Raw genomic sequence first — 14,893 nt, forward strand, 5'->3', positions numbered from 1 at the left:
GGTTTTCATTTTTATCTTACATGTTTTGGTGTTTATCTCACATTTGGCACAATACTTCTTTGCTGAGAACAAATTTAACACATAAAACAGGAAGTTAAATAGGAGTGAAGCATATATAATTCATTTCTGGCGCTTATACGAATGAAAGTGACGCATATATGTGCCAAAGTGAAGCATAAACTGAAAATCATCCAAACATACAAAAAAAGAGCACCCTTCAGGTGCTCTCAGTTTGTAGACAAAAAGAGTTCGGAATAGTCTCATTCCGAACTCCTTTTGATTTTTTGTAGGACTTCAAGTAATTACAGAGAATTGCAGACCTCTCCGAGGTTATCATTTAGGCCATTTCTGGACCTTGCCAAGTCCAGTTGGCCATTTTCTTCAAATTCATGGCAGCGAAAGTAAGCATCGCCTGCATCGACATTTTTTTAAGTCCCCTGAGGGTTGTCCAACGCATGCCATGCTTTTCTTTTGCATCTGCGAATACTCGTTCAATTGTTTCTTTGCGTTTTTCATAGATCGGTTTGACGTCTTGATGGTGGCGAAGATGATCTGCTTCTTCCACATGTTCCTCCCACACATGACGTTGAATCAGTTTTTGATGTGCTTGACTCTGTGTGCATTGAGACAAGAAAGGGCATCCAGCACAAATTCGAGGATCTGATTTATATTGACGATACCCTTCCTTTGTAGTTGTAGTATATTTTAATATCTCACCAGTTGGGCAAATGTAACAGTCAAAATGCTCATCATAAACATACTCATGTTTTCTGAAGAAACCCTCTTTTGTGCGAGGTCGTGTGTAAGGTAAAGCAGGTGTGATGTCGTTTTTCAATAAGTAGCTCGTGATAGCAGGTGTTTTATAGGCTGCGTCTGCCGCAACAGCTTTTGGTTTACTAACTTTCTCAATGACTTGTTCTACCAATGGCTCTAAAATATGACTATCATGCGTGTTACCAGGGGTTACAATTGCGCCTAACACGAAGCCGTTGCGGTCTGCGGCCGCATGGAAAGAATAAGCGAACTGTTTTGTACGCTCATCTTTTACATAGTAGCCACTCTCTGGATCTGTTGTACTTTCCTTGATTTCTTTGTATTCTTCTTTATCAAACTTATCTGGTGGAAACGGCTTTTTTCCATGATCCTCGCGGTCTTGGTTAATCTCCTCTTGAAGGCGTTCTTGATAAGCACGGGTTTCTTTTCGAACAACTTTCTTTTCAAATTTGCGTTTATTTGCACTCGCTTTTACATGAGTAGAATCTACAAAAACGTGTTCAGCACTAATTAAATTCTTTTCAGCTGCGGTTTTTAAGATTCGGTAAAATATTTGTTCAAAGAGATCGCTGTCTTTAAATCGGCGCTCATAATTTTTACCGAAAGTTGAGAAGTGAGGAACTTTATCGTGAAAGCCATATCCTAAAAACCATCGATAAGCCATATTCGTTTTCAATTCTTCAATTGTTTGACGCATGGAGCGAATACCGAAGGTATATTGAATAAATGTGAGTTTAATTAATATTACAGGGTCAATACTTGGGCGGCCTTTTTCTGAATACTTATCTTTTACCAAGTCATAGATGAATGAGAAATTAATCGCCGCTTCAATTTTGCGGACCAAATGGTCCGCCGGTACAAGTTCGTCTAAAGCAACCATTTCAATTTGATCCCGTTGAATTGGATTATGTTTTGAAAGCATTTAAATCACCTCAAGCTTTGTATTACTTCTATTTTAAAATAAAAAAGACTGCAGACAAGCACGATTTTCATCGAGTTTGTCGACAGTCTGAGAGCACCCTTCAGGTGCTCTTTCATATGCCCGGCAGCGTCCTACTCTCACAGGGGGACAGCCCCCAACTACCATCGGCGCTGAGAAGCTTAACTTCCGTGTTCGGTATGGGAACGGGTGTGACCTTCTCGCTATCGCCACCGGACTATGTAATTGAAGAAACTTCGTTCCCTCAAAACTAGATAATGTATGAAGAAGCATTTGCCGAGTATTCACCAATGACTTGTCTAGCTTCGGCTCCTAACTTCTCTCGAAGTTGACAGTCGCCTCCGCTTTTCGTTTTGGTTAAGTCCTCGATCGATTAGTATCAGTCAGCTCCACATGTCGCCACGCTTCCACCTCTGACCTATCAACCTGATCATCTTTCAGGGATCTTACTAGCTTGACGCTATGGGAAATCTCATCTCGAGGGGGGCTTCATGCTTAGATGCTTTCAGCACTTATCCCTTCCGCACATAGCTACCCAGCGATGCCTTTGGCAAGACAACTGGTACACCAGCGGTGCGTCCATCCCGGTCCTCTCGTACTAAGGACAGCTCCTCTCAAATTTCCTGCGCCCACGACGGATAGGGACCGAACTGTCTCACGACGTTCTGAACCCAGCTCGCGTACCGCTTTAATGGGCGAACAGCCCAACCCTTGGGACCGACTACAGCCCCAGGATGCGATGAGCCGACATCGAGGTGCCAAACCTCCCCGTCGATGTGGACTCTTGGGGGAGATAAGCCTGTTATCCCCGGGGTAGCTTTTATCCGTTGAGCGATGGCCCTTCCATGCGGAACCACCGGATCACTAAGCCCGACTTTCGTCCCTGCTCGACTTGTAGGTCTCGCAGTCAAGCTCCCTTGTGCCTTTACACTCTGCGAATGATTTCCAACCATTCTGAGGGAACCTTTGGGCGCCTCCGTTACTTTTTAGGAGGCGACCGCCCCAGTCAAACTGCCCACCTGACACTGTCTCCCGCCCCGATAAGGGGCGCGGGTTAGAATTTCAATACAGCCAGGGTAGTATCCCACCGACGCCTCCACCGAAGCTGGCGCTCCGGCTTCTCAGGCTCCTACCTATCCTGTACAAGCTGTACCAAAATTCAATATCAGGCTACAGTAAAGCTCCACGGGGTCTTTCCGTCCTGTCGCGGGTAACCTGCATCTTCACAGGTACTATAATTTCACCGAGTCTCTCGTTGAGACAGTGCCCAGATCGTTACGCCTTTCGTGCGGGTCGGAACTTACCCGACAAGGAATTTCGCTACCTTAGGACCGTTATAGTTACGGCCGCCGTTTACTGGGGCTTCGATTCAAAGCTTCGCTTGCGCTAACCTCTCCTCTTAACCTTCCAGCACCGGGCAGGCGTCAGCCCCTATACTTCGCCTTGCGGCTTCGCAGAGACCTGTGTTTTTGCTAAACAGTCGCCTGGGCCTATTCACTGCGGCTCATCAGGGCTATTCACCCTAATGAGCACCCCTTCTCCCGAAGTTACGGGGTCATTTTGCCGAGTTCCTTAACGAGAGTTCTCTCGCTCACCTTAGGATTCTCTCCTCGCCTACCTGTGTCGGTTTGCGGTACGGGCACCTTTTCCCTCGCTAGAGGCTTTTCTTGGCAGTGTGGAATCAGGAACTTCGGTACTAAATTTCCCTCGCCGTCACAGCTCAGCCTGTATGGTAACGGGATTTGCCTCGTTACCGGCCTAACTGCTTGGACGCGCTAATCCAGCAGCGCGCTTACCCTATCCTCCTGCGTCCCCCCATTGCTCAAACGGTAAAGAGGTGGTACAGGAATATCAACCTGTTGTCCATCGCCTACGCTTTTCAGCCTCGGCTTAGGTCCCGACTAACCCTGAGCGGACGAGCCTTCCTCAGGAAACCTTAGGCATTCGGTGGATGGGATTCTCACCCATCTTTCGCTACTCATACCGGCATTCTCACTTCTAAGCGCTCCACGGGTCCTTGCGATCCCGCTTCAACGCCCTTAGAACGCTCTCCTACCACTGACATCGTAAGATGTCAATCCACAGCTTCGGTGATACGTTTAGCCCCGGTACATTTTCGGCGCGGAGTCACTCGACCAGTGAGCTATTACGCACTCTTTAAATGGTGGCTGCTTCTAAGCCAACATCCTGGTTGTCTAAGCAACTCCACATCCTTTTCCACTTAACGTATACTTTGGGACCTTAGCTGGTGGTCTGGGCTGTTTCCCTCTTGACTACGGATCTTATCACTCGCAGTCTGACTCCCATGGATAAGTCTTTGGCATTCGGAGTTTGTCTGAATTCGGTAACCCGATGGGGGCCCCTAGTCCAAACAGTGCTCTACCTCCAAGACTCTTACTACATGAGGCTAGCCCTAAAGCTATTTCGGAGAGAACCAGCTATCTCCAAGTTCGATTGGAATTTCTCCGCTACCCACACCTCATCCCCGCACTTTTCAACGTGCGTGGGTTCGGGCCTCCATCCAGTGTTACCTGGACTTCACCCTGGACATGGGTAGATCACCTGGTTTCGGGTCTACGACCACATACTCATTCGCCCTATTCAGACTCGCTTTCGCTGCGGCTCCGTCTCATCAACTTAACCTCGCATGTAATCGTAACTCGCCGGTTCATTCTACAAAAGGCACGCTATCACCCATTAACGGGCTCTAACTACTTGTAGGCACACGGTTTCAGGATCTCTTTCACTCCCCTTCCGGGGTGCTTTTCACCTTTCCCTCACGGTACTGGTTCACTATCGGTCACTAGGGAGTATTTAGCCTTGGGAGATGGTCCTCCCTGCTTCCGACGGGATTTCTCGTGTCCCGCCGTACTCAGGATCCACTCTGGAGGGAACGAAGTTTCAACTACAGGGCTTTTACCTTCTCTGGCCGGCCTTTCCAGACCTGTTCATTTACCTCGTTCCTTTGTAACTCCGTGTAGAGTGTCCTACAACCCCAAGAGGCAAGCCTCTTGGTTTGGGCTAATCCCGTTTCGCTCGCCGCTACTCAGGGAATCGCGTTTGCTTTCTCTTCCTCCGGGTACTTAGATGTTTCAGTTCCCCGGGTCTGCCTTCTATACCCTATGTATTCAGGTAAAGATCCTATCCCATTACGGATAGGGGGTTTCCCCATTCGGAAATCTCCGGATCAAAGCTTACTTACAGCTCCCCGAAGCATATCGGTGTTAGTACCGTCCTTCATCGGCTCCTAGTGCCAAGGCATTCACCGTGCGCCCTTTCTAACTTAACCTACTTCGGCCGCTGATCGACTGCGGATCTCTGCGTCAGCTCTCTCGCTCCGCTCCTCACGTACTGAAGTACGCTCCGGTGCTCACTCGGTCGCTTCCTTGATCTCCTTGCCGCTCATCGTCCTCATGGTTTGTGCTCTTACTTCGTTTTAAAACAAAAATAAGAGAAAAAAACTAAGATGGCGATTACTCGGTTATTGCTTCTTCATTAACATTATCTAGTTTTCAAAGAACGAATCTTTCATTGAGAGATTGAACTCTCAAAACTGAACGAACAAAACACGTCACGTTTCATGTAAATATCCTTAGAAAGGAGGTGATCCAGCCGCACCTTCCGATACGGCTACCTTGTTACGACTTCACCCCAATCATCTGTCCCACCTTAGGCGGCTGGCTCCAAAAGGTTACCCCACCGACTTCGGGTGTTACAAACTCTCGTGGTGTGACGGGCGGTGTGTACAAGGCCCGGGAACGTATTCACCGCGGCATGCTGATCCGCGATTACTAGCGATTCCGGCTTCATGCAGGCGAGTTGCAGCCTGCAATCCGAACTGAGAATGGTTTTATGGGATTCGCTTAACCTCGCGGTCTCGCAGCCCTTTGTACCATCCATTGTAGCACGTGTGTAGCCCAGGTCATAAGGGGCATGATGATTTGACGTCATCCCCACCTTCCTCCGGTTTGTCACCGGCAGTCACCTTAGAGTGCCCAACTGAATGCTGGCAACTAAGATCAAGGGTTGCGCTCGTTGCGGGACTTAACCCAACATCTCACGACACGAGCTGACGACAACCATGCACCACCTGTCATCCTGTCCCCCGAAGGGGAACGCCCTATCTCTATGGTTGTCAGGAGATGTCAAGACCTGGTAAGGTTCTTCGCGTTGCTTCGAATTAAACCACATGCTCCACCGCTTGTGCGGGCCCCCGTCAATTCCTTTGAGTTTCAGCCTTGCGGCCGTACTCCCCAGGCGGAGTGCTTAATGCGTTTGCTGCAGCACTAAAGGGCGGAAACCCTCTAACACTTAGCACTCATCGTTTACGGCGTGGACTACCAGGGTATCTAATCCTGTTTGCTCCCCACGCTTTCGCGCCTCAGCGTCAGTTACAGACCAAAGAGTCGCCTTCGCCACTGGTGTTCCTCCACATCTCTACGCATTTCACCGCTACACGTGGAATTCCACTCTTCTCTTCTGCACTCAAGTTCCCCAGTTTCCAATGACCCTCCCCGGTTGAGCCGGGGGCTTTCACATCAGACTTAAGGAACCGCCTGCGCGCGCTTTACGCCCAATAATTCCGGACAACGCTTGCCACCTACGTATTACCGCGGCTGCTGGCACGTAGTTAGCCGTGGCTTTCTGGTTAGGTACCGTCAAGGTACCGGCAGTTACTCCGGTACTTGTTCTTCCCTAACAACAGAGTTTTACGATCCGAAAACCTTCATCACTCACGCGGCGTTGCTCCGTCAGACTTTCGTCCATTGCGGAAGATTCCCTACTGCTGCCTCCCGTAGGAGTCTGGGCCGTGTCTCAGTCCCAGTGTGGCCGATCACCCTCTCAGGTCGGCTACGCATCGTTGCCTTGGTGAGCCGTTACCTCACCAACTAGCTAATGCGCCGCGGGCCCATCTGTAAGTGATAGCCGAAACCATCTTTCAGCTTTCCCTCATGTGAGGGAAAGAATTATCCGGTATTAGCCCCGGTTTCCCGGAGTTATCCCAGTCTTACAGGCAGGTTGCCCACGTGTTACTCACCCGTCCGCCGCTGACTTCAGGGAGCAAGCTCCCATCTGTCCGCTCGACTTGCATGTATTAGGCACGCCGCCAGCGTTCGTCCTGAGCCAGGATCAAACTCTCCATATAAGAGTTGATTAAGCTCATAAGTTGTCTTTTCAAAAAAGACTAAAGAATTAACGTTGACGTTTTTGTTCGTTCAGTTTTCAAAGATCAATCTTTCAAGTTGCCATCTCTTAAAGCAACTTTTATATCATATCACTTACAACCTTCATCGTCAACAACATTTTAAAAAAATTTTCAATCAGTTATTTTGTGAAAGCTGTTCTTAAATAATAGCACCGCCAGTGCTTCAGGTCAACGCTTTATTCGTGGTATTTTATTCCAGTTTTTTCTTTGGATCATCAGATAACAATTCTTAAAGTATGGATTTCAGATTGACGGAAACATATAGTTATTTAATTTCCTGATTAGCATCAGCAATAGCATAAGTATCATACTGAAGTAAATAGGATTCCAAAAAGTGCTTATTTCTAGAATGCCCATTTTCACCATAAAGCACTGAAAAGCTAAATCGGCAAAAAATATCAAGGCCAACCATTTAAATCGAAAATATTTTATTATGATAATGGTCAGCAGCAGTGCATAGATAATCCAAACCAGAACACTGAAAGCTATATGGTCCTGATAAGGTGATACAAACCACCCAATGTTATACTGATGGGTTCCCAGGATAGACGTCAAACCAAAAGATATACCCTGAAAAATTGTGGTGATGGCCATATAAACGGTTATAAACTGTATAAAAAAAGTGGGATCTTCAACTCTATTCCTCCACCATTTTATAATAAAAACTGAAGCAAACAAGATAATCGTGGTAAACCAAGATTTCCACCAATTGTGCTGATAGATGCCCAGCCAGAGAAACAGCTCTTCTATTCCGTATATCGCGGCGATTATGAAAGCAATCCATCTGAAGCGAATTCTAAAAGCAGCTATTGCCATTAGTACACTAGGAATAAAAAAAGCCTGAGATATACTGGAGCCAAAAACATCATCATACCACTGGATAGAAAATAATTTCGGGTAATAGGAGTATGCGTCACCTAAAATTAATACAATGTATTCCATTAAAAAAGAAAGTCCCATAACAAAGAAATAAACCGCCAGATTATGCCGAAATTCAGTTCTAATATAAGTTATATAAATAAGACCTATGCTGATAAGCACTAATCCAAGAAACCAAAGCAAATTTGACATTCTTCCACATCCAGTTTAGCGCGTTTCCATTATTTTGTTCATCATGGAAAAACATATACTCAACATTGAACGAAGGATTTATTATAAAGTTAAAGATGAAGAAAAAGGGGAAAGTATGGATTTTGAAATTAGTTATTTGTCATTTTTTGTTGTACAGGTCGAGGGAAAGGGGAAAATGCCGATAGTACTCTAAACACTTTCAGACTCCCGATTCAGAGAAATAGAGAATAGTGCAATAAAGGATTTTTAGGATGGTGAGCTTGCAAAGAGCTCTGCCGGAAATTGTTAAAATTGCAAACGACTCGGTGGTACAAGAACATATAGAAGAGCATTCCAGTCTGATAGCGAAGAAGAGAACAATCGGAAAGCAGCATGGAAATTTGGGCAGCCAGTCCAAAAAGGGAGATTCAACAGACCAGGTAATTGAAGCTTCCGTATAAATTATCGAACATTCTCCATAGATTGAGCTTAAGTTAAAGGATGGACAACGTATCCGTGATCGGGCTCCTTCAGATTTCAGGGAAACGATTCCTATAGCCAAAGTAAATGGACGTTATGTACTGCTTATTGAATCTGGAAGTATTAAGTTTAAAAAAGCTTTCCACTATTGAATTTCTAAGATCTGATGAGCTTGCAATCGTAATAGAAAAAATCAGCAAAAAAATAAAGGGCGATGTCATCGCCCTTACAATTATTTAGAAAAGATGCTGTTATTGTTAACGACTTGCAATTCTTTAGTCGTTTCTGCCATTTCACTTTTGCAAATCGGACAAATAGGTACCTGGCTGCTTTTGAAATTGTCCCTTACCCAGCAGTTGCAAGACTCAGATGTACACTCCCAGATTTTCACTTCTTCAACCTTGATTTCTTCCAAATTTTTTCTGCCAAATCCCATTGCCATAATCAGGCACCTCCCAAAGAGTAAGACCCTTACCCAAAATAAAAATCACTTGCTATATAAAGTGACGAACCACTGGCTCTATATAACAAGTGTTTATGGGCAATATTATATTCTTTTAACTAAAATTAGTATAACATATTTAAAGGGCGCTGTCAAAAAGTTCTAAACTTACACAGCAGCCTTAGAAACACGGCAAAAAATTGATAAATACTATTAAACCAATCTGGGAAAAGTGTATAATGACATGTACAGCAGCGAAAGAAAGGGTGAAGACCATGGATATTACAAGTTATACTGTTGAGTACATACAGGATCCTACCGGCATTTTAACGGGTGACCGCTATGAATACTTTTTAGATATCGATGTAGATGAAGACGATGAATTATATTCAGAGAATGGCATTAAGTTAAGGGTCCTTTATTATAAAAATGGAGAAGATGAGAGGATTCTTAATTATCATTTTGTCGAAAGTCATTCAGGAAACATATTGGATTTCGCTTTGGATGAAGTGGAAGAAAAGAAAGTTTCTGCTTTCTGCAGAGAGAACCTTTCTCAAGCACAAGAGTAAGAGCAGGAGAACCTGCTCTTTTATTTTATCACTGAATTTTTTTACCCTCTTCAATAATGTGATACATTAAATGTGCCAAATGCTGTATCGGTGTATAAGCTTCTTCTTCCCTATCCACATTATTTCCTTCATTAAAATCAAGGTCATTCAGATAAAGAGCGGTGAATTGATAGAAATCTTTTAATTCAAAAGCAAAGCATGCACTGGGTTCTTCCGACTCCCCTTCATATTGAAGAACCAGGTAAGACTCCTTACCTTCCTTATCAATAGCATCAAAAAATATAAAATAGCCAATATTAGAGTTCAATTCAAATAAATGCCTTGTGCCGCCTTCTGTGTATACTTCAAAGTCATTTTCATTTAATTTTTGAACAGCCATCGGCTGTATATTATCTTCCTTATGGAACATCACTGTGAAATTCTTCATTGATTCTCCCCCTTTTTCCATACAATCCTAACATATTGCTATATTTATTTACATAATTTCAATCCAAAGCTAATAGATTGAAATTTAGGACTATTCGCATGAACCGTTTTCTTATAATATTGGTTTATTATTTCTTTTATCTAGGAGGCCGCCTGAGTGCTGACAAAAAAACAATTAAACGATATTCATTCTCTACAGCAAATTTGCGAAGAAACGGGCAATATCAAATTAAAATTAAATTGGGATACCTTGAAGTCAAGGGCCGACGAGGAAAATGACTATTTCCATTATGATAATAGCGGGAATTTATTAGGTTACCTTGCTCTATATAATTTCGGAGGTCCGGTTGAATTATGCGGAATGGTTCATCCTAATCATAGACGAAAAGGCATCTTTTCCAGCTTGTTCAATGAGGCAGTAAAACAATTGGCCCAAGCACGCAAATTACTTATTAATGCTCCAGCCTCTTCCCAATCAGCAGAAGGTTATATTAAATCATTACCCTGCACCTATTCATTCTCCGAGTATCAAATGAAGCGCCATAAAAGCAAAAAAATCGGAACAGCAAATTCTGAAGTAACTATGCGGCAAGCAGTGAGCAGTGACCTTGCATTCATTAATCATCTGGATACTGCATGCTTTGATATCCCCAAAGACGAAGCAGAGGTTTTTAATAAAAAAATCTTTGCCTGCAAAAATGAGAGGACTTTTATCATTGAATACAAAAGCCAAAAAGCCGGCAAAATCAGAATTCAAACAGAAAAAGATGCTGCGTGGATTTACGGCTTTGCTGTCGATCCTTCTTTTCAGGGGAAAGGAATCGGCAGGGGCGCTCTTACAAATGTTGTTAATCTGCAGCACAGCAAGGGAGTTAGCTGGGTGCATCTAGAAGTAGCTGCAGAAAATGACCATGCACTTTCATTGTACAAATCATGCGGCTTTGAACCATACGGCACTCAAGATTATTACGAATATGATCTGAACACACTCAAGGTTTGAAACACGTTTTATTCCTTTGAATCAAAATAAACATGATTGAATGTCATCTCATCTGAAATTTCCAGGGTGCCGAACGAATAGTTCGGCTGCCTGCGCTTATCTGTCGGAGACCCGGGATTAAACAGTATTATTCCATTATGGAGTTCTTTATCGGTATATGTGAATGCCCAAATATAATAGCATCAACATTTTCCTTATCAAATGCTTCTATACTTCTTTTTTCAGTTGTTTTTCCCTTTCCATGTCCATGGACAACCCCAATTTTAAAACCTTCTATTTTAAGCAGTACTCTTTTCTTAAGAATGGAGCAAATTTCATCACTGTCGGTATTTCCATATACCCCCTCAACAGGTGCATATTGTTTTAATTCATAATACAGTTCGACGCTCTGCCAATCACCTGCATGAATAATTAATTCACAGCTGAGAAGTTCATTCAGAAGTATATCAGGGAGCTGTTTTGACTTCTTTGGCATGTGGGTATCAGACAGAATAAGGATTTTAATCACTATCATTCCTTCCTTCTTACTTTTATACCCTATTTTACCCCAAAAATAAAAGAGCCCCTTAATAGGGACCCTCTTATCAATTAATTATAACTTTGTTACATTTACAGCTTGAGGTCCACGCTGGCCCTGCTCTATGTCAAAGTTAACTTCCTGGCCTTCATCAAGGGTTTTGAAACCTTCTGTCTGGATTGCAGAGTAATGAACAAATACATCTTCTCCGCCTTCAACTTCGATAAAACCAAAACCTTTTTCTGAGTTAAACCATTTTACTTTGCCTGTTGCCATGTAAATTTCCTCCTAATATCTATAACTCACAGAGTGATTTTTTACCCTGCATTTACTAATATGGGTAAATTCCTCTAATTTTATAATAAAATGTTCAAAAAGTACCGAAAAAAATCAATATATCCATTTTCTCTTGGATTTTAAATCGTATTATCCCTTATTGCTGCTGCGGTTTTTAGTGCGTCTGTCCCGGCCGCCTTTAAAATCTCTTCTATCACGGCTGCCGCCTCTGGACCTGTCGTTGAATCTTCTTCCGCCGCGATCGCCTTTAGGTTTTCTGACACGGATAGGTTCCACCGCAGTTAATTTAACCGGTGTTACATCAGGACCTTTAGTCAGCAATTTGATGGCTGCAGCAAGCAAAGTAACAGAATCTGTATCTTCAAGAAGGCTTTCCGCCACTCTCTTGAAGTCTGCATGTTCTTCTTTTTCAATAACTTCCATAAGTTTATTAATAGTCGCCTGCTGATTGCCTGCAACAACATCCTTAAAGGAAGGAACAGGCTTTTTCGCCATTTTGCTTTTTGTAACACTTTCAATTATTTTTAGGTGGTCAATTTCTCTTGGAGAAACGAACGTAATTGCCAGCCCTTTATTTCCGGCACGCCCAGTACGTCCAATCCGGTGAACGTAGCTTTCAGGATCCTGCGGGATATCGAAGTTATAAACATGGGAAACACCTGAAATATCCAGACCTCGTGCAGCAACGTCAGTGGCTACCATTATGTCGATTGTCTGCTCTTTAAAACGGCGGATAACCTGATCTCTTTTCGCCTGGGGAATATCACCATGAATTCCTTCAGCCGAATAGCCTCTCTTGATAAGACCTTCCACCACTTCATCTACACGCTTTTTAGTCCTTCCAAACACAATAGCCAGTTCAGGTGACTGAATATCCAACAGATTGCAAAGCACATCAAATTTTTGTTTTTCATGCACTTCCATATAGTACTGCTCAATATTTTTAACAGTCATTTCTTTCGCTTTGACTTTAACCATTTCTGGTTCCTGCATGAATTTTTCAGCAAGAGACTGAATTCTTTTTGGCATTGTTGCTGAGAAAAGAAGGGTTTGGCGCTCACCTTTAATTTCACTTAAAATTCTTTCAATGTCCTCGATGAAGCCCATATTAAGCATTTCATCCGCTTCATCCAGAACTACCATCTTGATGTTGCTTAAACGGATTGTTTTTCTTTCAATGTGATCAATTAACCTTCCCGGTGTAGCAGCAATAATATGCGGGTGCTTTTTAAGCGCACGAATTTGGCGGGTGATATCCTGACCACCGTAAACAGGAAGTGTCCGGACTCCTTTTACCTGTCCTATACGGTTTAATTCTTCTGCCACCTGTACAGCAAGCTCCCGTGTTGGCGCAAGGACTAGACCTTGAATACCTTCGTTTAAATCAATCTGCTCTAACAGCGGCACACCAAAAGCAGTGGTTTTTCCAGTTCCAGTCTGCGCCTGGCCAATCATGTCCTTCCCCTTCATTCCGATTGGAATTGCCTGTGCCTGAATTGGTGTTGGTTCCTCGAAGCCCATATTGGAAAGGGCTTTTACTATTTCATTACTTAAGCCAAAATCTGAAAAAGTTGTCAAAATATAATTTCCTCCTTGAATTGCAAATCTTATTAGGTACTGAAAGATTGTTTTTTGTATAAAGACATGGACACTTTACTAGGCTTTCCAGTTTGTATCTCTTTTTTACATTTCCGTTTGCACTATTTTTAAACTTTTTGTAAGTGAAGTATTTTAATTGGGTGAAATGAAAAATACATATTCCTAAAAGCAGTTATTACAGAAGATCTGTTTTGAGGAATGCTGAAGGCTACAAAGTGGATAAGCAAACATAAAAAGGTGATGCATGATTAGACATGCATCACCTCATTTTAAGCAAAATTATGCTTTTGTTACGTTAGCAGCTTGAGGTCCACGGTTACCTTCAACGATTTCGAAAGTTACGTCTTGACCTTCTTCTAAAGTTTTGAAACCTTCAGTTTGGATAGCGGAGAAGTGTACGAATACATCTTGACCTTCTGAAGATTCGATGAATCCGAAACCTTTTTCTGCATTAAACCATTTAACTTTACCTGTGTTCATTTGTGTTGCCTCCCAATAAATTGTTTTTCACTATAATGTACCATATAAACTTAAACATAAAAAAGTCGCAGCTTGCAGAAATGAGGATGAACGATCGCCTACATTTCTTTGCAGCTACGACTACTTATCCAAAAAGTATATAACGAACTTTACAGCGTTAACCTAATAATAAACGACACCCAGTTATAAGTCAATCCTTTTAAAGATCAATTTTTATTTAGGGATAAATGAACTATTTATGCTTCCCTTGTATTTCAGCGATTTTTTCTGCAGCATGAACAGTATGTTTCAAAAGCATGGAAATCGTAACAGGTCCAACTCCTCCAGGTACGGGGGTAATGGCAAACGCCTTTTCAGCACAGCTTTCATACTCTGCATCCCCAATATTTCCTTCATTATATCCGGCATCAAGGACAATAGCTCCTTCTTTAATCCATTCACCCTTGATAAAGTTAGGTTTCCCTACAGCTGCTACTACAATATCAGCTTGCTTTACAATTTGGGGCAGATTTTTGGTATATGAATGGCACGTAGTGACTGTTGCGTTTCGATTGAGTAAAAGGGCAGAGACCGGCTTGCCAAGGATTGGGCTTCTGCCTACGACTACAGCATGCATACCTTCAGCACTCAATTTATAGAAATCCATAATTTCCAAAATAGCTGCAGGTGTACAGGATGGATATTCACCAAAACCGAATGCGGTCTGTCCATATCCAAGGCTTGTAACACCGTCTACGTCTTTTTCAATAGCAATAGCTTCGAAAGCTTTTCGTTCATCTATATGTCCTGGTACGGGATGCTGTAGAAGGATTCCATGTACAGAAGGATCATTGTTTAATTCTGCAATCTTCTCTAATAGTTCTTGTGTTGTTGTATCCTTTGACATATGAATACGTTTTGATAATATGCCAAGTTTTTCACAAGCATTCCCCTTCATCCGTACATACGTTTCAGAGGAAGGGTCATCTCCCACCAAAATTGTGGCTAAGCAAGGGACGGTATCCTTCCCCTTCAATTCTTCAATTCGATCCTTTAATTGGTCTTTCACATGTTTTGCCACAACAATTCCATCAAGAATAATCTTTTTTTCCATGCATATTCCTCCTATAGGAA

General features: G+C 42.9%; 12 protein-coding genes, 3 rRNA genes and 1 pseudogene. 4 read left to right on the forward strand and 12 right to left on the reverse strand.

Annotation, left to right across the window (positions count from 1 at the left end; all coding sequences use genetic code 11):
• Nucleotides 1–337: 337 nt before the first annotated feature.
• The 5 genes from AC0VZ9_RS18540 to AC0VZ9_RS18560 all read right to left on the reverse strand — a co-directional run bounded on the left by AC0VZ9_RS18540 (nt 338) and on the right by AC0VZ9_RS18560 (nt 7,991).
• Nucleotides 338–1,696, reverse strand: coding sequence for an IS1182 family transposase (locus tag AC0VZ9_RS18540; protein WP_251266574.1), 1,359 nt, complete (start codon nt 1,694–1,696; stop codon nt 338–340).
• Between the two features lie 118 nt (nt 1,697–1,814).
• Nucleotides 1,815–1,931 (reverse strand): 5S ribosomal RNA (gene rrf, locus AC0VZ9_RS18545).
• Between the two features lie 136 nt (nt 1,932–2,067).
• A 23S ribosomal RNA gene (locus tag AC0VZ9_RS18550) occupies nt 2,068–5,003 on the reverse strand.
• 307 nt (nt 5,004–5,310) lie between these two features.
• A 16S ribosomal RNA gene (locus AC0VZ9_RS18555) occupies nt 5,311–6,860 on the reverse strand.
• Together the 16S, 23S and 5S rRNA genes form the textbook arrangement of a ribosomal RNA operon.
• Nucleotides 6,861–7,163: 303 nt before the next feature.
• Entirely contained in the window at nt 7,164–7,991 is an 828-nt protein-coding gene (locus tag AC0VZ9_RS18560) for a hypothetical protein (protein ID WP_475396607.1), read from the reverse strand.
• 251 nt (nt 7,992–8,242) lie between these two features.
• Here AC0VZ9_RS18560 and AC0VZ9_RS18565 point away from each other — a divergent pair, with 251 nt between their 5' ends.
• The gene (locus AC0VZ9_RS18565) at nt 8,243–8,431 is read left to right on the forward strand and encodes a hypothetical protein (protein WP_251264306.1); all 189 of its coding nucleotides are present in this window, start codon (nt 8,243–8,245) and stop codon (nt 8,429–8,431) included.
• 51 nt (nt 8,432–8,482) lie between these two features.
• Nucleotides 8,483–8,602 (forward strand): DUF3898 domain-containing protein, encoded by a 120-nt coding sequence (locus tag AC0VZ9_RS18570; protein ID WP_353057316.1) that lies wholly within the window; start codon nt 8,483–8,485, stop codon nt 8,600–8,602.
• Nucleotides 8,603–8,682: 80 nt separating this feature from the next.
• Here the strand turns inward: AC0VZ9_RS18570 and AC0VZ9_RS18575 are convergent, their stop codons facing one another.
• Nucleotides 8,683–8,892, reverse strand: a complete 210-nt coding sequence (locus AC0VZ9_RS18575; protein WP_009332501.1) for a cold-shock protein — start codon at nt 8,890–8,892, stop codon at nt 8,683–8,685.
• A 275-nt stretch (nt 8,893–9,167) separates the two neighbouring features.
• Here AC0VZ9_RS18575 and AC0VZ9_RS18580 point away from each other — a divergent pair, with 275 nt between their 5' ends.
• Nucleotides 9,168–9,461 carry a DUF6509 family protein gene (locus AC0VZ9_RS18580; RefSeq protein ID WP_026041546.1) on the forward strand — a complete coding sequence of 98 codons (294 nt, stop codon included), beginning with the start codon at nt 9,168–9,170 and terminating at the stop codon, nt 9,459–9,461.
• A 28-nt stretch (nt 9,462–9,489) separates the two neighbouring features.
• On the opposite strand, the gene AC0VZ9_RS18585 is transcribed toward AC0VZ9_RS18580, so the two are convergent.
• Nucleotides 9,490–9,888, reverse strand: a complete 399-nt coding sequence (locus tag AC0VZ9_RS18585) for a hypothetical protein (protein ID WP_034296422.1) — start codon at nt 9,886–9,888, stop codon at nt 9,490–9,492.
• Nucleotides 9,889–10,044: 156 nt separating this feature from the next.
• Between AC0VZ9_RS18585 and AC0VZ9_RS18590 the strand changes: the two genes are divergently transcribed.
• Nucleotides 10,045–10,887 carry a GNAT family N-acetyltransferase gene (locus AC0VZ9_RS18590; RefSeq protein WP_252245203.1) on the forward strand — a complete coding sequence of 281 codons (843 nt, stop codon included), beginning with the start codon at nt 10,045–10,047 and terminating at the stop codon, nt 10,885–10,887.
• Between the two features lie 8 nt (nt 10,888–10,895).
• Here AC0VZ9_RS18590 and AC0VZ9_RS18595 read toward each other — a convergent pair.
• The 5 genes and pseudogenes from AC0VZ9_RS18595 to AC0VZ9_RS18615 form a co-directional block, all read right to left on the reverse strand.
• Nucleotides 10,896–11,401: pseudogene (locus AC0VZ9_RS18595) on the reverse strand (metallophosphoesterase family protein).
• 78 nt (nt 11,402–11,479) lie between these two features.
• Entirely contained in the window at nt 11,480–11,680 is a 201-nt protein-coding gene (locus AC0VZ9_RS18600) for a cold-shock protein (RefSeq protein WP_009332506.1), read from the reverse strand.
• 150 nt (nt 11,681–11,830) lie between these two features.
• On the reverse strand, nt 11,831–13,279 hold the full coding sequence (gene cshA / locus AC0VZ9_RS18605; protein WP_019379653.1) for a degradosome RNA helicase CshA: 1,449 nt from the start codon (nt 13,277–13,279) through the stop codon (nt 11,831–11,833).
• A gap of 300 nt (nt 13,280–13,579) precedes the next feature.
• A complete protein-coding gene (locus tag AC0VZ9_RS18610) occupies nt 13,580–13,780 on the reverse strand; it encodes a cold-shock protein (RefSeq protein WP_009332508.1) in 201 nt (66 codons plus the stop codon).
• A gap of 232 nt (nt 13,781–14,012) precedes the next feature.
• Nucleotides 14,013–14,873, reverse strand: a complete 861-nt coding sequence (locus tag AC0VZ9_RS18615; protein WP_251156195.1) for a bifunctional 5,10-methylenetetrahydrofolate dehydrogenase/5,10-methenyltetrahydrofolate cyclohydrolase — start codon at nt 14,871–14,873, stop codon at nt 14,013–14,015.
• Nucleotides 14,874–14,893: the final 20 nt, after the last annotated feature.

The organism is Cytobacillus sp. QJM3NY_8 (assembly GCF_056173585.1).